Origin of the sequence: Enterobacter sp. T1-1 (genome assembly GCF_000710795.1) — a bacterium.
Taxonomy (GTDB): Bacteria; Pseudomonadota; Gammaproteobacteria; order Enterobacterales; family Enterobacteriaceae; genus Enterobacter; species Enterobacter cloacae.
In genome coordinates, this window is the sequence record NZ_JALW01000002.1 from 1 (window position 1) to 18872 (window position 18872).

An 18872-nucleotide genomic window follows, 5' to 3' on the forward strand; every position below is an offset into this window, starting at 1 on the left:
TCAACAACCGGTTCTGGCTCTACAACGGGCTCTGGCTCAACCTGCGGTGCCGGGGCTGGCTGTGCTGCAGGCTGCGCCTGAACAGGCTGTTGCGGCGGTTGCTGCACCGGCTGAGCAGGCTGCGGTTGTACAGGCTGCTGCACGGGTTGCTGTGGAACCGGCTGCGGCGCAGCTGGCTGCTGTTGTACAGGCTGCTGCGGCGGCTGACGCACCGGCTCTTCCACAGGCTGCGGCGCAGGCTGGCGCGGCTGTGCAGAAGCATACGGCGGTTGATACTGGTGCTGCGCAGTACGGGGGGCTTCATGCTCCCCATGAGCCGCGCCGGGCGCAGTATTGACCCGATGAACACGAACTTCACCCACGCCGTCGTCATCGCGATCGTCGATGTCATATTCACTGTCATCGTCGTCACGACTGGACTTCATGCGCTTCAGTGGGCGATCGCGAAACATAGAAGAACGCTCTTTACTGCTGGTCCAGAAACCATGTACCAGTAAAGCGATTATGGCGATCGCGCCAACAATGATTAATATCAGACGCAAATCCTGCATCATTATATTCTCTGTTGTTCTAACACCTTGCCACCACGGCAAACATTTACTCACTAAGAGTATTTGCCGTTTACGTCAAGTGCAAGTGTGTGCAGAGCATTCACAGCATAAAGATGAACTAAATCGTGCTTTTTGCTGTTTTTTCGAACATTTCCGAACTGGTCATTGGTCCGTAACTGGATAATATAGGCGGGCAATTCCACTGGTTGTGAAAAAAGGAGTACAGCCTGGTTATGGTTTCAACATCTTCTTCTCCCCCACGCAGCGGCGTCTGGTATTTTTCTCAGGGCTGGAAACTGGTCTCCCTGCCGGGTATTCGACGTTTCGTCATTCTGCCCTTGCTGATCAACATTATTCTTATGGGCGGCGCCTTCTGGTGGCTTTTCACGAAGCTTGAAAGCTGGGTCCCGGCCATGATGAGCTATGTGCCTGACTGGCTGCAGTGGCTGAGCTATCTGCTGTGGCCACTCGCGGTGATTTCTGTGCTGTTGGTGTTCGGCTATTTCTTCTCAACGATCGCCAACTGGATTGCGGCGCCGTTTAACGGCCTGCTGGCGGAACAGCTCGAAGCGCGTCTGACAGGTGCCACGCCACCGGACACGGGCGTACTGGGGATCATGAAAGATATTCCGCGCATCATGAAGCGCGAATGGCAAAAATTCGCCTGGTATCTCCCCCGTGCAATTGTACTGCTTCTCCTTTATCTGGTGCCCGGTATCGGCCAGACGGTGGCGCCTGTGCTGTGGTTCCTGTTCAGCGCCTGGATGCTGGCTATTCAGTACTGCGACTACCCTTTTGATAACCACAAGGTGCCCTTTAAAGAGATGCGTACCGCGCTGCGCACGCAGAAAGTGGCCAATATGCAGTTTGGCGCGCTTACCAGCCTGTTCACCTTGATCCCCTTCCTTAATCTTTTCATCATGCCCGTTGCGGTGTGCGGCGCAACGGCAATGTGGGTCGACTGCTACCGTGCTAAGCACGCGTTATGGAAGTAATGCAAAAATGTGTAAACAAGGGATGGCTTATGCTATCCCTTATTCCATACTGATCCCCATTATTTCCTTGCAGTATATAGATATGCGAATTCCTTACTTCCCCCTACCTGCTTAGCAGGTATGCTGGGTCGGTATCCCAATTTCATACAGTTAAGGACAGGCCATGAGTAAGATTTATGAAGACAACTCGCTGACTATCGGTCATACGCCCCTGGTTCGACTGAACCGTATCGGTAATGGACGCATTCTGGCGAAGGTCGAATCCCGCAACCCGAGCTTCAGCGTAAAATGCCGTATCGGTGCAAATATGATTTGGGATGCCGAAAAACGTGGCGTGCTCAAGCCAGGCGTTGAGCTGGTGGAGCCTACCAGCGGCAACACCGGTATTGCGCTGGCCTATGTGGCTGCGGCGCGTGGCTATAAGCTGACGCTGACCATGCCTGAAACCATGAGCATCGAACGCCGCAAGCTGCTAAAAGCGCTGGGTGCAAACCTGGTGTTGACCGAAGGCGCGAAGGGCATGAAAGGTGCCATTCAGAAAGCCGAAGAGATTGTTGCCAGCGATCCGGCGAAATACCTGCTGCTTCAGCAGTTCAGCAACCCGGCAAACCCGGAAATTCACGAAAAAACCACCGGGCCTGAAATCTGGGAAGATACCGATGGCCAGGTTGATGTGTTTATCTCCGGCGTGGGTACCGGCGGTACGCTGACCGGTGTGTCACGCTATATTAAAGGCACGAAAGGTAAAAAAGACCTGATCACCGTGGCCGTTGAGCCGACCGACTCGCCGGTTATCACCCAGGCGCTGGCGGGTGAAGAGCTCAAGCCGGGCCCGCACAAGATTCAGGGTATCGGCGCAGGCTTTATTCCGGGTAACCTGGATCTGAAGCTTATCGATAAAGTCGTCACGATCACGAACGAAGAAGCCATCTCGACGGCACGCCGCCTGATGGAAGAAGAAGGTATTCTGGCCGGTATCTCTTCCGGTGCTGCCGTTGCGGCGGCGCTCAAACTTCAGGAAGATGAGTCCTTTACCAACAAGAATATTGTGGTTATCCTACCTTCGTCAGGTGAGCGTTACTTAAGCACTGCACTGTTTGCCGATCTGTTTACCGAGAAAGAACTGCAACAGTAATGCCAGCATGTTAATAACGCGTAAAAAAGCACCTTTTTAGGTGCTTTTTTGTGGCCTGCTTCAAAGTTTTACCCCTCCTGGCATTGATTCACCCCGTTGGGTCTGGTATTTAAACCAGCAATTATTTTGATGCGTGAAATTAATCAGCGAACGAAATACCCTTGCTGAATCGATTTTATGATTTGGTTCAAGTCTTGCTTTCGCTGCATAATGTTTAATGACGATCGAAACGTCAGCGCTAACAATACAGGCTAAAGTTCAGTCGCCAGGCTAGACTTTAGTTCCACAACACTAAACCTATAAGTTGGGGAAATACAATGTTCCAGCAAGAAGTTACCATTACCGCTCCGAACGGTCTGCACACCCGCCCTGCTGCTCAGTTTGTTAAAGAAGCGAAAGGCTTCACTTCTGAAATCACTGTGACTTCCAACGGCAAAAGCGCTAGCGCAAAAAGCCTGTTCAAACTGCAGACTCTGGGCCTGACTCAGGGCACCGTTGTCACTATCTCTGCTGAAGGTGAAGACGAGCAGAAAGCAGTTGAGCATCTGGTAAAACTGATGGCTGAGCTCGAGTAAGTTTCCGGGTTCTTTTAAATATCAGTCACAAGTAAGGTAGGGTTATGATTTCAGGCATTTTAGCATCCCCGGGTATCGCTTTCGGCAAAGCATTGCTGCTGAAAGAAGACGAGATCGTCATCGACCGGAAAAAAATTTCTGCCGACAAGGTTGATCAGGAAGTTGAACGTTTTCTGAGCGGTCGTGCCAAGGCATCTGCGCAACTGGAAGCAATCAAAACTAAAGCTGGCGAAACTTTCGGTGAAGAAAAAGAAGCTATCTTCGAAGGGCACATCATGCTGCTCGAAGATGAGGAGCTGGAGCAGGAAATCATAGCCCTGATTAAAGATAAAGGCATGACGGCCGACGCGGCTGCGCATGAAGTTATCGAAGGTCAGGCATCTGCCCTGGAAGAGCTGGACGATGAATACCTGAAAGAGCGTGCGGCTGACGTACGTGACATCGGTAAACGCCTGCTGCGCAACATTCTGGGTCTGGCCATCATCGATCTGAGCGCGATTCAGGACGAAGTGATCCTGGTTGCCGCTGATCTGACCCCGTCTGAAACCGCACAGCTGAACCTGAACAAGGTGCTGGGTTTCATCACCGACGCCGGTGGCCGTACCTCCCACACCTCAATCATGGCGCGTTCTCTGGAACTGCCTGCCATCGTGGGTACCGGTAACGTCACCACTCAGGTGAAAAACGACGACTATCTGATTCTGGATGCCGTAAACAACGTGGTTTACGTCAACCCAACTAACGATGTGATCGAGCAACTGCGTACCGTTCAGGAGCAGGTTGCCACCGAGAAAGCGGAACTCGCTAAACTGAAAGACCTGCCAGCCATCACGCTGGACGGCCATCAGGTAGAAGTGTGCGCTAACATCGGTACCGTACGCGACGTCGATGGAGCTGAGCGCAACGGCGCGGAAGGTGTGGGTCTGTATCGTACTGAATTCCTGTTCATGGACCGTGACGCCCTGCCAACTGAAGAAGAGCAGTTTGCGGCGTACAAAGCGGTGGCTGAAGCCTGTGGCTCTCAGGCCGTTATCGTCCGTACCATGGACATCGGTGGCGACAAAGAGCTGCCGTACATGAACTTCCCGAAAGAAGAGAACCCATTCCTGGGCTGGCGTGCAGTGCGTATCGCTATGGATCGTAAAGAGATCCTGCGTGACCAGGTGCGTGCGATTCTGCGTGCCTCTGCTTTCGGTAAGCTGCGCATTATGTTCCCGATGATCATCTCTGTTGAAGAAGTGCGTGCACTGAAGAAAGAGATCGAGATCTACAAACAGGAACTGCGTGACGAAGGTAAAGCATTTGACGAGTCAATTGAGATCGGCGTAATGGTGGAAACACCAGCAGCCGCGACCATTGCGCGTCATTTAGCCAAAGAAGTTGATTTCTTTAGTATCGGCACCAATGATTTAACGCAGTACACCCTGGCAGTTGACCGTGGTAATGATATGATTTCACATCTCTACCAGCCAATGTCACCGTCCGTACTGAACTTGATCAAGCAAGTTATTGATGCTTCTCATGCAGAAGGTAAATGGACTGGCATGTGTGGTGAGCTTGCAGGCGACGAACGTGCTACACTTCTGTTGCTGGGTATGGGTCTGGACGAATTCTCTATGAGCGCCATTTCCATCCCGCGCATTAAGAAGATTATCCGTAACACGAACTTCGAAGATGCGAAGGTGTTAGCAGAGCAGGCTCTTGCTCAACCGACAACGGACGAGTTAATGACGCTGGTTAACAAGTTCATTGAAGAAAAAACAATCTGCTAATCCACGAGATGCGGCCCAAATTACTGCTTAGGAGAAGATCATGGGTTTGTTCGATAAACTGAAATCTCTGGTTTCTGATGATAAGAAAGACTCCGGAACTATTGAGATTGTTGCTCCGCTCTCCGGCGAGATCGTCAACATCGAAGACGTGCCGGATGTAGTGTTTGCTGAGAAAATCGTTGGTGATGGCATTGCTATCAAACCAACTGGCAACAAAATGGTTGCTCCAGTTGACGGCACCATCGGTAAAATTTTTGAAACCAACCATGCGTTCTCTATCGAATCTGATAGCGGTATCGAACTGTTCGTTCACTTCGGTATCGACACCGTTGAACTGAAAGGCGAAGGCTTCAAACGTATCGCAGAAGAAGGCCAGCGTGTTAAAGTTGGCGACCCGGTGATTGAATTCGATCTGCCACTGCTGGAAGAAAAAGCCAAGTCTACCCTGACGCCGGTTGTTATCTCCAACATGGACGAAATCAAAGAGCTGATCAAACTGTCTGGCAGCGTCACCGTGGGTGAAACCCCGGTTATCCGCATCAAGAAGTAATTCTTGCCGCACAGAAAAATGGCGCCTTCGGGCGCCATTTTTGTTTATGCGGGGAGGATAAGCTCGTCGTAACCTTTCGACTGCGTATAGATCATGACGTCAGTCACCCGATCGCCTGCCATGCGTATGGCGTCAGCAACGGTTTTCCCCCCCACGATACCGCTGACCAGTTCTGAACAGAACAGATCGCCCGTTCCTTTCAGATCGGTCTCGACGCGCGGGTGCGCGCTTACGGTAACGCCCTCTTTACTCACCAGCACGACGTGAATATTCTGCGGATCGTCGGCCACTGGCGCACTGGTTATCGCCACCCATTTCAGCGTCTCGGAAAGCAGCCCCTGCGCGGCGGCGATGGCGCTCTCTGGCGTGCGGCACGGTTTACCGCTTAACACTTCCAGTTCGAATACGTTGGGCGTAATGCCCTGCGCCAGCGGCAGCAGATGCTCACGATACGCCTCAGGAATATCAGGTTTAACGTACATACCGCTGTCGATATCCCCGATCACCGGGTCAACCAGCACCAGCAGCTCCGGGTGCTGCACTTTGATCGCCTTCAGCCACTGCGCCAGCAGAACAATCTGGCTGGCGCTGCCCATGTAGCCCGTGGTGACCGCCTTAAGCTCGCGCAGGATCTCGCGCTCTTCCAGCGCCCTCAGGTAGCCGCTGAACCACTCATCGGGGATCACCCCGCCGTAAAAGGTGTCATAGTGCGGCGTGTTGCTGAACAGCACCGTCGGTACGGCGGTCACGTTAAGCCGGTGGGTACGAATATTGGGTACCGCAATGCTGTTCCCCACGCTGCCGTACACCACCTGCGACTGCACCGCGACAATATCGGTTTGCTGCGCCCGGGTCTTATCCCGGAATAAAATCATCTCCATGACGCTTAAATCCCCGCCCCCTGCGAATAACTCTCTTCGCCAAAGACGCCGGTAGACAGATAACGATCGCCGCGGTCGCAGATAATCGCCACCACCACTGCACCAGGGTTCTCCTGCGCCACACGCATCGCGCCTGCTACCGCGCCACCCGAACTGACCCCGCAGAAGATGCCTTCGCGTACCGCCAGCTCGCGCATGGTATTTTCCGCCTCGCGCTGATGAATATCCAGCACCTGATCCACCAGCTGAGCATTAAAAATGCCCGGCATGTATTCCGCAGGCCAGCGACGAATACCCGGAATGCTGCTCCCCTCTTCCGGCTGCAGGCCAACAATGGTGACCGGTTTTTCCTGCTCGCGCAGAAAACGCGACACGCCGGTGATGGTGCCGGTGGTGCCCATGCTGGAGACAAAATGGGTGATACGCCCGTCGGTTTGTTGCCAGATTTCCGGGCCAGTGGTCGTGTAGTGGGCGTAGGGATTATCCGGATTATTGAACTGATCCAGCAGTTTGCCTTCACCGCGCTCAGCCATCGCCAGCGCCAGGTCGCGCGCCCCTTCCATCCCCTGCTCTTTGGTCACCAGTATCAGTTCAGCACCGTAAGCCCGCATCGCGGCGCGGCGCTCCTGACTCATGTTGTCCGGCATCAGCAGCTTCATGCGGTAGCCTTTCAGCGCGGCAATCATCGCCAGCGCAATGCCGGTATTCCCGCTGGTGGCCTCAATGAGCACGTCGCCTGGCTTAATTTCACCGCGCTTCTCAGCCTGGACAATCATCGACAGCGCCGCGCGGTCTTTGACTGACCCCGCCGGGTTATTGCCTTCGAGTTTGACCCAGATTTCGCTGCCGTTGTCAGGCCCCATGCGCTGAAGCTTGACCAGTGGAGTGTTGCCGATGGTGTGTTCGAGTGTATTCACGATTTTTACTCAATAAAAAAGCCGGGTGGCGCTTCGCTTACCCGGCCTACAAGACGCAGTTTTAGCTGTAGGCCCGGTCAGCGCAGCGCCACCGGGCGATAAACATCCTAATAACCTATCAGGCTGACTCCGCCAGAGCAATATCCTCGCGCGTCTCGATGCGCTGGTTACCGTGATAAATACGGGCATGCTGCAGCCCCACAAACAGGCGTTCACCCCGGTGTGGCGCCTCTTCATCGCGCATCACCACCGTCAGCGGCTCGGTATACCAGCCCAGCGGTTGTACCACCATTTGTGTGTAGTGACCTTTAGGGCTAGCTTCCAGTACCTGCACCGGCAGCGGTGAATCCAGGCTGGTACGACGGCTGACGTCCACTTCCCACGGGCGCAGGAACAGATCCACCGGCCCCTGATGGGCAGGCGTGTATCCCAGCGGCCAGCGGTGTGCCCCAACGTGGAATTGTCCGCCGCGTACGGTGCCCTGCAGACGGTTAACTTCGCCCATAAACTCCAGGACAAAACGGGTGGCAGGTTCACGCCAGAGCTGCTCTGGCTCGTCCACCTGCTCGATGTTCCCCTGGCTCATAACCACCACGCGGTCCGCGACTTCCATCGCCTCTTCCTGGTCGTGGGTGACGAAGACGCTGGTGAACTTCAGCTCTTCATGCAGCTGACGCAGCCAGCGGCGAAGCTCTTTACGCACCTGCGCATCCAGCGCCCCAAACGGCTCATCAAGCAGCAGTATTTGTGGTTCCACGGCCAGCGCGCGCGCCAGTGCGACACGCTGTTTCTGGCCGCCCGAAAGCTGCGCCGGGAAACGGTCAGCCAGGTGGGCCAGCTGCACCATTTCCAGCAGTTTGGTCACTTTCGCTTTGATGGTAGCCGCATCCGGGCGTTCGCGACGCGGCAGCACGGTCAGGCCAAACGCAATGTTGTCAAACACCGTCATGTGGCGAAACAGCGCGTAATGCTGGAACACGAAGCCGACTTTACGATCGCGGGCATGCAGGCGGCTCACGTCGGTGCCGTGAAAACGGATATGTCCGCTGGTCTGATGTTCAAGACCGGCGATGATACGCAGCAGCGTGGTTTTACCCGAGCCAGACGGCCCCAGCAGCGCCACCATTTGTCCGGAAGGGATATCCAGCGAGATATCATTCAGCACCTGGGTGCGACCAAAAGACTTCTTAATATTGGCAATCTCAATGCTCATGATTTCCCTCCTGATGCTGACGTTTTTCCTGATTTTCTAAACGCCACTGCACCACACTCTTCAAAAACAGGGTCAAAATAGCCATCAGCGTCAGCAACGCTGCGGCGGTAAAGGAGCCGATGGTGTTGTAGTCCTGCTGCAGCAGTTCAATCTGTAACGGCAGCGACAGTGTTTCACCTCGAATGGAACCGGATACAACCGACACCGCCCCAAACTCGCCAATTGCGCGGGCGTTGGTCAGCACCACCCCATAGAGCAGTGCCCAGCGAATATTCGGCAGCGTGACGCGGCGGAACATCTGCCAGCCTGACGCGCCCAGCAGCACAGCCGCTTCGTCTTCGTTGCTCCCCTGGCTTAACATTACCGGTACCAGTTCGCGTACCACAAACGGACAGGTTACAAAGATAGTCACCAGCACCATACCCGGCCAGGCAAACATCACCTGCAGATTGTGCTCATCCAGCCAGCCACCCAGCGGGCCGTTAGAGCCGTAAAAGAGCAAATAGACCAGACCCGCCACCACCGGTGAGACGGCGAACGGGATATCCAGCAGCGTCAGCAGCATCTGACGCCCCGGGAAGGTAAAGCGCGTCACCAGCCAGGCCAGCAGCGTACCGAATACCAGGTTGACCGGCACGGTGATCAGCGCAATCAGCACCGTCAGCCAAATGGCGTGCAGCATATCCGGGTCCGCCAGGTTTTCCAGCGCGGGCATAATCCCTTTGCTGAACGCCTGCACGAAAATATAGATTGTCGGTACCACGAGGATGAGAGCAGAAACCAGCACGCCCGTACCAATCAAAAACCATTTACCCCAGTTGATGCGGGGCGCATCGTATCGCTTCAATTGAGTAACTTCCGCCATCAGTGACCTACCACACGTCGACCAAAGCGACTTTGCAGAGTGTTGATTGTGTAGAGCAGCAGCAACGATGCGGCAAGAATGACCGAGGCAATGGCGCTCGCTGCCGGGTAATCAAACTCCTGCAAACGGATAAAAATCATCAGCGACGTCACTTCCGTTTTCCACGCAATATTACCGGCGATAAAAATGACCGCACCGAACTCACCGAGGCTACGGGTAAACGACAGCGCCACTCCCGCCATCAGCGCCGGAGAAAGCTCAGGCAGGACAACTTTACGGAAGCTCTGCCAGCGCGTAGCCCCCAGCGTTTCTGCCGCTTCTTCATATTCCGGGCCTAACTCTTCCAGCACCGGCTGTACGGTACGTACCACGAACGGAATACTGGTAAAGGCCATCGCCACCGCGATACCGAGCCAGGTATAGGTCACTTTGATGTCAAACTTCGCCAGCCATTCGCCGTACAGACCGTTTACGGAGAAAAGTGACGCCAGCGTTAAACCGGCAACGGCCGTCGGCAGTGCAAACGGTAAATCCATTAACGCGTCGAGCAGCGTGCGGCCCGGAAAACGATAGCGGGTTAAAATCCACGCCATCAGCAGGCCAAACACGCCGTTAAAAAGCGAGGCCACAAACGCCGACAGCAGCGTCACTTTATAGGCCGCTACGACCTGTGGGTTGGTGACCACTTCCCAGTACTGGGACCAGCTCATCTGCGCAAGCTGCATCACCAGCGCGCTGAGCGGCAACAACAAAATCAGGCAGACGAACAGCAGGCTGGTTCCGAGGCTTAAGGTAAACCCCGGCAGCACGCGTTTAGTCGAGAGGGCAAACATTACTTACGCCCCGCCGCCAGCAATTTGTCTAATTCACCGCCACTGGCAAAATGCGTTTTCATCACCTCAGGCCAGGAGCCGAAATGATCCTCCACGCGGAACAGCGCGGTCTGGGGGAATTTATCTTTCAGTTTGTTCATCACGTCAGGGTTGTTCACGCGATAGTAGTAATCAGTAATGATGGTCTGCGCCTGTGGGCTGTACAGGTAGTTGAGATAGGCTTTTGCCGCTTTCTCAGTGCCGTTTGCCTGCACGTTTTTATCCACCCACGCCACCGGGAACTCGGCCAGGATGTTGGTTTTCGGGATAACGACTTCAAAGCCCTGCGCTTCATACTGTTTGCGGATGTTATTCACTTCCGATTCAAAGCTAATCAGCACATCGCCCAGACCGCGTTCTGCGAAAGTCGTGGTTGCTCCGCGACCGCCGGTATCAAACACTTCGACGTTTTTCAGGAACTGGGTCATGAACTGCTCGGTTTTGGCTTTATCGTTACCGTCTGCTTTGTCCGCTGCACCCCACGCCGCCAGATAGGTATAACGCGCATTACCGGAAGTTTTAGGGTTCGGGAAAATCAGCTTTACGTCAGAACGAACCAGATCGCTCCAGTCGTGGATATTCTTCGGATTGCCTTTACGCACCAGGAAGCCCATGGTGGAGTAGAACGGCGAGCTGTTGTTTGGTAGACGGCTCTGCCAGTCGGCCGGGATGAGCTTGCCTTTGTCATGCAGGATCTGCACATCGGTCACCTGGTTATAGGTCACCACGTCCGCTTTCAGCCCCTGGAGGATCGCCAGCGCCTGTTTGGACGAACCGGCGTGAGACTGTTTAATGGTCAGCTTGTCGCCGTTATTGTCTTTCGCCCACTGCTGCTCAAACGGCGGGTTAAGGGCGGCAAACAGCTCGCGGGAGACGTCATATGAACTGTTCAGCAGCTCAGTCGCCTGCGCCTGTGCCACCAGCAGTAAACCTGCCAGTGCCAGGGATCCTTTTTTCAGTACAGTAACGGCCATTGCGCACCCTTATAAATGTGATGACTATCTTATTGTCATAATATTTATAACGAGGTCGAAAGGAGTAACGGTTTTATATACCGTTTGGTGATTTACAAGCAGAAAAGGGAATAAGGGTGCGGCCTGTTGCCCTCACCTCAACCCTCTCCCAAAGGGAGAGGGAGAAAGGGAATTACAGCGCCATCAGACGCTCAATGGATGGTGCGAAGTAGTAGCCGCCTGTGACCGGTTTGGTGAAGCGCAGCATAGCGTCACGCTTGCCGTCGGTATCGCCGAACATGCTCAGCAGCTGTTGCTCAATATTGTACAGACGCGCGCAGTAGGCGCAGAAATAAAGGCCATGGGTTCCGCTTGCAGTGCCATACGGCAGGCTCTGGCGAACAATCTTCAGCCCTTTACCGTCTTCCTTGAGGTCAACGCGGCTCAGGTGAGAGGTCACCGGGCGTACATCGCCGTCGATCTCTTCGTTGGCCTCTTTGGTACGGCCAATCATCATCTCCTGGTCCTGCACGCTCATGCGGTTAAGTTGCTTAAGGTTATGCTCCCAGCGCTGAACAAATACGTAGCTGCCGCCGGCGTCCACGCCATTCTTGATGACCGCCACTTCACGGCGCGTCTCTTCACCTGCCGGGTTTTCCGTCCCGTCGACAAAGCCGCTCAGGTCGCGCTCTTCCACCCAGCGGAAACCGTGGACTTCTTCCTGAACGTCAATGCTGTCACCAAACGCCGCTACCGCCGCCTGAGCAACGGAGAAGTTTACGTCGTGGCGCAGAGAGAGAATATGGATCAACACGTCGTACTGGGTTGCCGGTGCCAGGCCTTTGCCGTAAGGGATAAAGTCTTTGAGCTCTTCCGCCCCTTCGCCACCGCTCAGCTGACGCCAGACGTTATTGCCAAAGGCCACCACGGCGCCCAGATGGGCATCCGGGAATTTGGCCTGGAAGGTGGCCAGTTTATCCACAAAGACTTTGCTGGCCGCACGCAGGGCATCCACATCCCCTTTCACATTGGCTTCAATCCAAATCGCCGCGCGACAATGTTCTGGCAAAATGCCACTCTGAACCTGAGACATCGCTCCTCCTGAAATAAAGATGCCACGACAACGTGGCATTGATGGCGGGTATTATACCCGGATTTCAGCGAGACGGATTGTTCAGGCGCAAATTACTGCTGCCAGATAATTTTGCTCACTTTCCAGTTTTTCAGCGTGTCGTCAGACGGCATTAAGCCTTCAGGGCCGCTCCAGGTTCCGGTAAAGAGGTAGCTGATGTGCTGGCTGTCTGGCGCTTTACATTGCACCGCCACGCCATCGTCTGAAGGCGCGCTGGCGCAATTGCCGAAAGCCTGTTTATAGAGATCGCTAAACGGTGTACCAACCTTCACGCCGCTCGCCGTCGGGATGGCATCGTCCAGCACGGCAATACGGTTTACCGTGCCTTTATCGCCGTTAATCACCAGCGCCAGTTTGTCTCCCTTCAGCGCTTCGAAGTAACGCACGATAGTGCCGTTTTCAGTTTTCATGCCGCTGCGCAGACGATAATCGCTGCTCAGGGCCGCCTGAAGCGCGTCCTGATCCAGCGCCGTCGCGGCGGTAATGTTGCCCACGCCCTGCTCGGTCACTTCCAGCGAAGAGCCAAACCAGTTCCACGGATAAGCGGCCGACCAGTTAATAGAGGAGAGCGTTGAACAGCCGGTTAACGCCAGCGGGAGAGCGCATAAAAGTAAACGCAGCGATTTCATTGAAACGTCCTTACGTGTTAAATCAACGCTTGTTGGAGTACAGCATCGGCAAAAAGTGCCGCGTTAATCTGACTCATGCGTAAAACAGGCGCGTAAGCGGGGGTTAGTCAGCAGCCACAGCAGCGCCACGATATCGGCCACCACCAGCGCAATGCCGATGCCCGTAAGCGGTTCACCGTACCACCAGAGCACAGGCTGCCAGCAGAGCAGCGCAATCTGGGCCAGGATCAGCAGCCAGCGAAGCGCACGCCAAAGCCGTGGGATCGCCTGTCGTCGGCCGCTGCACAAAAACGTCACCACCGCCGGTACGCCCGGTAACAGGCCGAGCCAAAAGGCGTCGTGATCGGGATAAAAGAGCGTCAGTAATGTATCGCCCTGCCCGCGGGACGCGGCGGCCATGACAAACAGCACCCAGGTGCGGGCCTGCAGCAGCAGTACGCACCAGAATAAGAAAGGCAGCCTGACACGCCCCTGCGCGTCGTAATCTGCCGGGTGGATCTCAATACTCTTCATCTTCGATCAGACGCTTACCTAAGCTCAGCACGTCAGCGTGTTCATAGCCCAGACGTTCATACATGCCCAGCACCACGTCGTTATCTTCGCGCACCATGATCTGAATTTTCGGGCAACCGCGAGCGATCAGTTTTTTCTCAAGACGATTGAGCAGCGCATTGGCAATGCCGCGCCCCCGGTATTCCGGGTGAACGCCCAGATAATAAGCAGAGCCGCGATGACCGTCGTAACCGCCCATCACCGTGCCCACCACTTCGCCGTTCACTTCCGCCACCAGAAACAGACTGACGTCGTGATTCAGCTTACGCTCAATGTCCATCTCTGGATCGTTCCACGGACGCAGCAAATCGCAGCGCTCCCAAAGGGTGATCACCTCTTCGAAATCTTCCTGGCGAAAAACGCGTATCTCCATGGTATTAACCGCCTTTTCGGGTTTAAAAACAGTGATTATGGCGCGAACAGGGCATTTAGCCAATAACCGGGGAAAATCTCGCCAAAATTTGGCATAATGTCACTTTGTCACGTATTGAAATGAAAAGTAAAACAATTCTCAATAAGGACTGTCGTAACGCTAAACGCGATACGATATAACACCAGGACCGCAATTTTTACTATTCAGGCCGCATGAGCACATTCAAACCATTAAAAGCACTCACATCGCGTCGTCAGGTTCTCAAAGCGGGGCTGGCGGCCTTAACGTTAACGGGCATCGCACAGCAGGCTCAGGCAAAAGAAGAGAGCACGCTTAAAACCAGTAACGGACACAGCAAACCCAAAGCCAAAAAACCAGGCGCGAAGCGTCTGGTCATGCTCGACCCGGGTCACGGCGGCATTGATACCGGCGCCATTGGCAAAAACGGGTCAAAAGAAAAACACGTCGTGCTGGCAATTGCAAAAAATGTGCGATCGATTTTACGCAGCAACGGCATTGACGCCCGCCTGACGCGCACGGGCGACACCTTTATTCCGCTGTATGACCGCGTGGAAATTGCCCATAAGCATGGTGCCGATCTCTTTATGTCCATTCACGCGGATGGCTTTACAAACCCTTCCGCCGCGGGCGCGTCGGTGTTTGCCCTCTCCAATCGCGGCGCCAGTAGCGCCATGGCGAAATATCTCTCCGACCGTGAAAACCGTGCGGATGAAGTCGCCGGGAAGAAGGCCACCGATAAAGATCACCTGTTACAGCAGGTGCTGTTCGACCTCGTGCAGACCGATACCATCAAAAACAGTCTGACGCTGGGCTCGCATATCCTCAAACGGATTAAGCCGGTGCACCGTCTGCACAGCAAGAGCACGGAGCAGGCCGCGTTCGTGGTGCTGAAATCACCGTCGATTCCGTCCGTGCTGGTGGAGACCTCTTTCATTACTAACCCGGAAGAAGAGCGTCTGCTTGGTACCGCGGCGTTTCGTCAGAAGATCGCCAATGCCATCGCCTCCGGCATCATCAGTTACTTTAACTGGTTCGATAATCAAAAAGCGCACTCCAGGAAACGTTAATGAAACCGAATGCAAAGCGGGTAAAAACCTTCCTGCTGCAGTTGCAGGATGAGATTTGCCAGAAACTGGCCGCTGCAGATGGCGGTAATTTTCAGGAAGATAACTGGCAGCGCGAGGCCGGCGGCGGCGGGCGTAGCCGCGTGTTGCGTAACGGCGGTATTTTTGAACAGGCGGGCGTCAATTTTTCCCACGTTTACGGGGAGGCCATGCCCGCTTCTGCAACGGCGCATCGTCCTGAACTGGCAGGCCGCAGCTTCCAGGCGATGGGCGTTTCGCTGGTGGTACACCCGCACAACCCGTTTGTGCCAACCAGCCACGCCAACGTGCGTTTTTTCATTGCGGAAAAACCGGGAGCCGATCCGGTCTGGTGGTTTGGGGGCGGTTTCGACATGACCCCCTACTACGGCTTTGAAGAGGATGCCGTGCACTGGCATACGACCGCACGCGATCTCTGCCTGCCGTTTGGCGAAGACGTTTACCCGAAATACAAAAAGTGGTGCGACGACTACTTTTACCTCAAACACCGCGACGAACAACGCGGCATTGGCGGGCTGTTCTTTGACGATCTGAACACGCCTGATTTTGATACCGCGTTCAGCTTTATGCGTACGGTGGGCGAAGGCTATACCGACGCTTATCTGCCCATTGTTGAACGGCGTAAAAACACCGACTACGGCGTGCGCGAACGCGAGTTCCAGCTTTACCGTCGCGGGCGCTACGTGGAGTTTAACCTGGTATGGGATCGCGGGACGCTGTTTGGCCTGCAAACCGGCGGGCGCACGGAGTCGATTCTGATGTCAATGCCGCCGCTGGTGCGCTGGGAGTACTGCTACGAGCCAAAAGAAGGCAGCCCCGAGGCTGCCTTGAGTGAGTTTATTAAGGTTCGGGACTGGGTTTAACTGCCGGATGGCGCTGCGCTTATCCGGCCTGGTCAACCCGTAGGTCGGGTAAGCGAACGCGCCACCCGACACCACGCGCTTACAGCGGCTGCGTCTGCGCCTCAACCACCGCCAGCGCCACCATATTCACGATACGGCGTACAGACGCAATTGGCGTTAACACATGCACCGGTTTTGCCACACCCATCAGCACCGGCCCCACGGTCACCCCTTCAGAGCTCGAGACGCGCAGCAAGTTGTAGCTGATACGCGCCGCTTCCACGTTTGGCATAATCAGGATATTCGCTGAGCCTTTCAGCGGGCTGTCTGGCATACGTTCATTGCGGATGCTCTCCACCAGCGCGGCGTCGCCGTGCATCTCACCGTCAATCATCAGTTCCGGTGCGCGCTCGCGAACCAGCTCCAGCGTCTGTCGCATTTTGCAGGCCGCCGCAGATTTAGAGGAGCCGAAGTTAGAGTGCGACAGCAGCGCCACCTTCGGTTCGATACCAAAGCGACGCACGGTTTCAGCCGCCATCACGGTGATCTCCGCCAGCTCGTCCGGGGTTGGATCGTCGTTTACGTAGGTATCGGCGATAAAGGTGTTACCGCTTGGCAGCAGCAGCGCGTTCATCGCACCGGCCGTGTGCACCCCGTCGCGATAGCCGAAGATCTCCTGCACTACGCTGAAGTGCTCGTGGTAATCACCGATGGTGCCGCAGATCAGCGCATCCGCCTCGCCGCGATGAACCATGATTGCGCCAATCACCGTGGTGTTGCTGATCACCGCCCGCTGCGCCTGCTCCTGAGTGAACCCGCGACGTTTCATGATCGCGTAGTATTCGCTCCAGTACTCTTTAAAGCGCGGGTCGGATTCATTGTTGACGATCTCAAAATCAACGCCCGGTTTGATCTGCAGGCCCAGCTTCTGGATACGCATCTCGATAACGCTCGGGCGGCCAATCAGGATCGGCTTCGCCAGCCCTAAGGTGATCAGCTCCTGCGTGGCATGGAGCACGCGCGCCTCTTCCCCTTCCGCCAGCACCACCCGCTTCGCGTCGGCACGAGCCTGAGAGAAAATCGGCTTCATAAACAGGTTAGTTTTGTAGACAAACTCGGTGAGCTTATCCACGTAAGCATCGAAATCGGTTATCGGGCGCGTCGCCACGCCGGAGTCCATTGCCGCTTTCGCAACCGCTGGCGCGATTTTGACAATCAGACGCGGGTCGAACGGTTTTGGAATGATGTAGTCCGGGCCAAAGCTCAGATCCTGATCGCCATAGGCTGAAGCAACCACTTCGCTCTGCTCGGCGTGTGCCAGTTCCGCAATGGCGTGCACCGCCGCGAGCTTCATCTCTTCGTTAATGGCTGTCGCGCCTACGTCCAGCGCCCCACGGAAGATGAACGGGAAGCAGAGCACGTTGTTCACCTGGTTCGGGTAGTCGGAGCGACCGGTACAGATGATGGCATCTTCACGCACCGCTTTCGCCAGCGGCGGCAGGATTTCCGGCTCGGGGTTCGCCAGCGCCAGAATCATTGGCGCACGCGCCATCTTCTTCACCATCTCCTGGGTCAGCACTTTCGGGCCTGAACAGCCCAGGAAGATATCCGCGCCGTCAATGACATCCTCAAGCGTACGCTTGCCGTCGTCGTCCACCGCGTAGGCTGCTTTGGTTTCCGCCATGTTCGGTTCGCGGTCTTTGTAGATCACGCCTTTGGAGTCGCAAACCACAATGTTGTGTTTCTGCATCCCGAGCGCCACCAGCAGGTTCATACAGGCAATGGCCGCCGCACCCGCGCCGGAAACTACCATGCGCACGTCAGAGAGATTTTTCTCCACCACGCGCAGGCCGTTAAGAATGGCGGCGGTACTGATAATCGCCGTCCCGTGCTGGTCATCATGGAACACGGGAATGTTCATACGTTCACGCAGTTTCTGCTCAATGTAGAAACATTCCGGCGCTTTGATGTCTTCGAGGTTAATACCGCCAAAGGTCGGCTCCAGCGCCGCCACGACGTTGATGAATTTATCGGGATCGTGTTCGTCCACTTCGATATCAAACACGTCGATACCGGCGAATTTCTTGAACAGAACGCCCTTCCCTTCCATCACAGGCTTACCGGCCAGCGCACCAATGTTGCCCAGGCCCAGCACCGCCGTACCGTTAGAGATCACGGCGACCAGGTTGCCGCGCGCGGTATATTTGTAAGCGGCCAGCGGATCTTTTTCAATTTCGAGACACGGTGCCGCCACGCCCGGCGAGTAGGCCAGCGCCAGGTCGCGCTGGGTTGCCAGCGGTTTTGTCGGGGAGACCTGAATTTTACCCGGGACAGGAAACTCGTGAAAATCGAGGGCACTCTGTTTTAACTGATCGTCCATCTTGTTATTCCTTTTACGTATCGGTCAGATAGTATCGCCGCAGGCTGCCGCATAAACTTTGAAGACTGCCAAACTCTCACCATCACACATTAAAAATTGTTATCAATTTATAACAGCCATGTTACCCGTCTCAAAAGCAATGCCTCCCCCGTCTGCTATGCTTTTTTGTTAAGTCCATCATGATTTTTCCAGAAGTGTGAACTAACGCACTCGTCTAACGCTCTTATTTTCAAGGAGTCATGACTTATGAACCAACTTGACGGCATCAAACAATTCACTACCGTGGTTGCAGACAGCGGCGATATCGAGTCGATTCGGCACTACCAGCCTGAAGACGCAACCACCAACCCGTCGCTGCTGCTCAAAGCGGCAGGGCTTTCCCATTTTAGTCATCTGATTGATGACGCCATTGCCTATGGCAAACAGCGCGGCAAAACCCAGGAACAACAGGTTGCCGAAGCCAGTGACAAGCTGGCGGTTAATTTCGGTGCGGAAATTCTGAAAAGCATCCCGGGGCGCGTCTCCACCGAAGTCGACGCCCGCCTCTCTTTCGATAAAGAA

At 55.0% G+C, this 18872-nt stretch carries 19 protein-coding genes and 1 pseudogene; 8 read left to right on the forward strand and 12 right to left on the reverse strand.

Annotated features, from left to right (window positions below; genetic code table 11):
* Positions 1-554: pseudogene (locus tag AK59_RS0100595) on the reverse strand (cell division protein ZipA); the annotation flags it as partial.
* Between the two features lie 230 nt (positions 555-784).
* On the opposite strand from AK59_RS0100595, the gene cysZ reads away from it, so the two are divergent.
* The 5 genes from cysZ to crr all read left to right on the forward strand — a co-directional run bounded on the left by cysZ (position 785) and on the right by crr (position 5578).
* Positions 785-1546, forward strand: a complete 762-nt coding sequence (gene cysZ / locus AK59_RS0100600; protein ID WP_013098197.1) for a sulfate transporter CysZ — start codon at positions 785-787, stop codon at positions 1544-1546.
* A 163-nt stretch (positions 1547-1709) separates the two neighbouring features.
* Positions 1710-2681, forward strand: a complete 972-nt coding sequence (gene cysK, locus AK59_RS0100605) for a cysteine synthase A (protein WP_029881759.1) — start codon at positions 1710-1712, stop codon at positions 2679-2681.
* 317 nt (positions 2682-2998) lie between these two features.
* The gene (gene ptsH, locus AK59_RS0100610; RefSeq protein ID WP_000487600.1) at positions 2999-3256 is read left to right on the forward strand and encodes a phosphocarrier protein Hpr; all 258 of its coding nucleotides are present in this window, start codon (positions 2999-3001) and stop codon (positions 3254-3256) included.
* A gap of 44 nt (positions 3257-3300) precedes the next feature.
* The gene (ptsI, locus tag AK59_RS0100615) at positions 3301-5028 is read left to right on the forward strand and encodes a phosphoenolpyruvate-protein phosphotransferase PtsI (protein WP_013098199.1); all 1728 of its coding nucleotides are present in this window, start codon (positions 3301-3303) and stop codon (positions 5026-5028) included.
* A 40-nt stretch (positions 5029-5068) separates the two neighbouring features.
* Complete coding sequence (gene crr / locus AK59_RS0100620) at positions 5069-5578, forward strand: PTS glucose transporter subunit IIA (protein ID WP_003861316.1); 510 nt, start codon at positions 5069-5071, stop codon at positions 5576-5578.
* A gap of 44 nt (positions 5579-5622) precedes the next feature.
* Here crr and pdxK read toward each other — a convergent pair whose 3' ends face one another.
* From pdxK to AK59_RS0100670, 10 genes are all read right to left on the reverse strand, one after another.
* Positions 5623-6459: a pyridoxine/pyridoxal/pyridoxamine kinase gene (pdxK, locus tag AK59_RS0100625; protein ID WP_029881760.1), complete on the reverse strand. Its 837-nt coding sequence runs from the start codon at positions 6457-6459 to the stop codon at positions 5623-5625.
* 5 nt (positions 6460-6464) lie between these two features.
* The gene (gene cysM, locus AK59_RS0100630) at positions 6465-7376 is read right to left on the reverse strand and encodes a cysteine synthase CysM (RefSeq protein WP_029881761.1); all 912 of its coding nucleotides are present in this window, start codon (positions 7374-7376) and stop codon (positions 6465-6467) included.
* 118 nt (positions 7377-7494) lie between these two features.
* Entirely contained in the window at positions 7495-8589 is a 1095-nt protein-coding gene (gene cysA, locus AK59_RS0100635; protein ID WP_013098202.1) for a sulfate/thiosulfate ABC transporter ATP-binding protein CysA, read from the reverse strand.
* On the reverse strand, positions 8579-9454 hold the full coding sequence (gene cysW, locus AK59_RS0100640; RefSeq protein WP_013098203.1) for a sulfate/thiosulfate ABC transporter permease CysW: 876 nt from the start codon (positions 9452-9454) through the stop codon (positions 8579-8581). Before cysW ends, cysA begins: the two co-directional genes overlap by 11 nt.
* Positions 9454-10287, reverse strand: coding sequence for a sulfate/thiosulfate ABC transporter permease CysT (gene cysT, locus AK59_RS0100645; RefSeq protein WP_013098204.1), 834 nt, complete (start codon positions 10285-10287; stop codon positions 9454-9456). The genes cysW and cysT overlap by 1 nt, the downstream gene beginning before the upstream one ends.
* Complete coding sequence (gene cysP / locus AK59_RS0100650) at positions 10287-11300, reverse strand: thiosulfate/sulfate ABC transporter substrate-binding protein CysP (RefSeq protein ID WP_013098205.1); 1014 nt, start codon at positions 11298-11300, stop codon at positions 10287-10289. The genes cysT and cysP overlap by 1 nt, the downstream gene beginning before the upstream one ends.
* Positions 11301-11472: 172 nt before the next feature.
* Positions 11473-12372, reverse strand: coding sequence for a Dyp-type peroxidase (locus AK59_RS0100655; RefSeq protein ID WP_029881762.1), 900 nt, complete (start codon positions 12370-12372; stop codon positions 11473-11475).
* Positions 12373-12464: 92 nt separating this feature from the next.
* On the reverse strand, positions 12465-13040 hold the full coding sequence (locus AK59_RS0100660; RefSeq protein ID WP_013098207.1) for an RpoE-regulated lipoprotein: 576 nt from the start codon (positions 13038-13040) through the stop codon (positions 12465-12467).
* 63 nt (positions 13041-13103) lie between these two features.
* On the reverse strand, positions 13104-13553 hold the full coding sequence (locus AK59_RS0100665) for a DUF2919 domain-containing protein (RefSeq protein WP_014832841.1): 450 nt from the start codon (positions 13551-13553) through the stop codon (positions 13104-13106).
* A complete protein-coding gene (locus tag AK59_RS0100670) occupies positions 13540-13965 on the reverse strand; it encodes a GNAT family acetyltransferase (RefSeq protein WP_014832842.1) in 426 nt (141 codons plus the stop codon). The genes AK59_RS0100665 and AK59_RS0100670 overlap by 14 nt, the downstream gene beginning before the upstream one ends.
* A 212-nt stretch (positions 13966-14177) precedes the next feature.
* On the opposite strand from AK59_RS0100670, the gene amiA reads away from it, so the two are divergent.
* Positions 14178-15053 carry an N-acetylmuramoyl-L-alanine amidase AmiA gene (gene amiA, locus AK59_RS0100675; RefSeq protein ID WP_013098210.1) on the forward strand — a complete coding sequence of 292 codons (876 nt, stop codon included), beginning with the start codon at positions 14178-14180 and terminating at the stop codon, positions 15051-15053.
* On the forward strand, positions 15053-15952 hold the full coding sequence (gene hemF, locus AK59_RS0100680) for an oxygen-dependent coproporphyrinogen oxidase (protein ID WP_029881763.1): 900 nt from the start codon (positions 15053-15055) through the stop codon (positions 15950-15952). Before amiA ends, hemF begins: the two co-directional genes overlap by 1 nt.
* A 79-nt stretch (positions 15953-16031) precedes the next feature.
* On the opposite strand, the gene maeB is transcribed toward hemF, so the two are convergent.
* A complete protein-coding gene (maeB, locus tag AK59_RS0100685; protein ID WP_029881764.1) occupies positions 16032-18311 on the reverse strand; it encodes an NADP-dependent oxaloacetate-decarboxylating malate dehydrogenase in 2280 nt (759 codons plus the stop codon).
* 246 nt (positions 18312-18557) lie between these two features.
* Between maeB and AK59_RS0100690 the strand changes: the two genes are divergently transcribed.
* Positions 18558-18872, forward strand: a 315-nt coding sequence (locus AK59_RS0100690; RefSeq protein ID WP_029881765.1) for a transaldolase family protein, incomplete at its 3' end; no start/stop codon positions are given.

Bases quoted from the DNA above. Each gene is read 5' to 3' on its own strand.
- cysZ (WP_013098197.1), top strand. From the start codon at position 785: ATGGTTTCAACATCTTCTTCTCCCCCACGCAGCGGCGTCTGGTATTTT.
- cysK (WP_029881759.1), top strand. From the start codon at position 1,710: ATGAGTAAGATTTATGAAGACAACTCGCTGACTATCGGTCATACGCCC.
- ptsH (WP_000487600.1), top strand. From the start codon at position 2,999: ATGTTCCAGCAAGAAGTTACCATTACCGCTCCGAACGGTCTGCACACC.
- ptsI (WP_013098199.1), top strand. From the start codon at position 3,301: ATGATTTCAGGCATTTTAGCATCCCCGGGTATCGCTTTCGGCAAAGCA.
- crr (WP_003861316.1), top strand. From the start codon at position 5,069: ATGGGTTTGTTCGATAAACTGAAATCTCTGGTTTCTGATGATAAGAAA.
- pdxK (WP_029881760.1), bottom strand. From the start codon at position 6,459: ATGGAGATGATTTTATTCCGGGATAAGACCCGGGCGCAGCAAACCGAT.
- cysA (WP_013098202.1), bottom strand. From the start codon at position 8,589: ATGAGCATTGAGATTGCCAATATTAAGAAGTCTTTTGGTCGCACCCAG.
- cysW (WP_013098203.1), bottom strand. From the start codon at position 9,454: ATGGCGGAAGTTACTCAATTGAAGCGATACGATGCGCCCCGCATCAAC.
- cysT (WP_013098204.1), bottom strand. From the start codon at position 10,287: ATGTTTGCCCTCTCGACTAAACGCGTGCTGCCGGGGTTTACCTTAAGC.
- cysP (WP_013098205.1), bottom strand. From the start codon at position 11,300: ATGGCCGTTACTGTACTGAAAAAAGGATCCCTGGCACTGGCAGGTTTA.
- AK59_RS0100655 (WP_029881762.1), bottom strand. From the start codon at position 12,372: ATGTCTCAGGTTCAGAGTGGCATTTTGCCAGAACATTGTCGCGCGGCG.
- AK59_RS0100660 (WP_013098207.1), bottom strand. From the start codon at position 13,040: ATGAAATCGCTGCGTTTACTTTTATGCGCTCTCCCGCTGGCGTTAACC.
- AK59_RS0100665 (WP_014832841.1), bottom strand. From the start codon at position 13,553: ATGAAGAGTATTGAGATCCACCCGGCAGATTACGACGCGCAGGGGCGT.
- AK59_RS0100670 (WP_014832842.1), bottom strand. From the start codon at position 13,965: ATGGAGATACGCGTTTTTCGCCAGGAAGATTTCGAAGAGGTGATCACC.
- amiA (WP_013098210.1), top strand. From the start codon at position 14,178: ATGAGCACATTCAAACCATTAAAAGCACTCACATCGCGTCGTCAGGTT.
- hemF (WP_029881763.1), top strand. From the start codon at position 15,053: ATGAAACCGAATGCAAAGCGGGTAAAAACCTTCCTGCTGCAGTTGCAG.
- maeB (WP_029881764.1), bottom strand. From the start codon at position 18,311: ATGGACGATCAGTTAAAACAGAGTGCCCTCGATTTTCACGAGTTTCCT.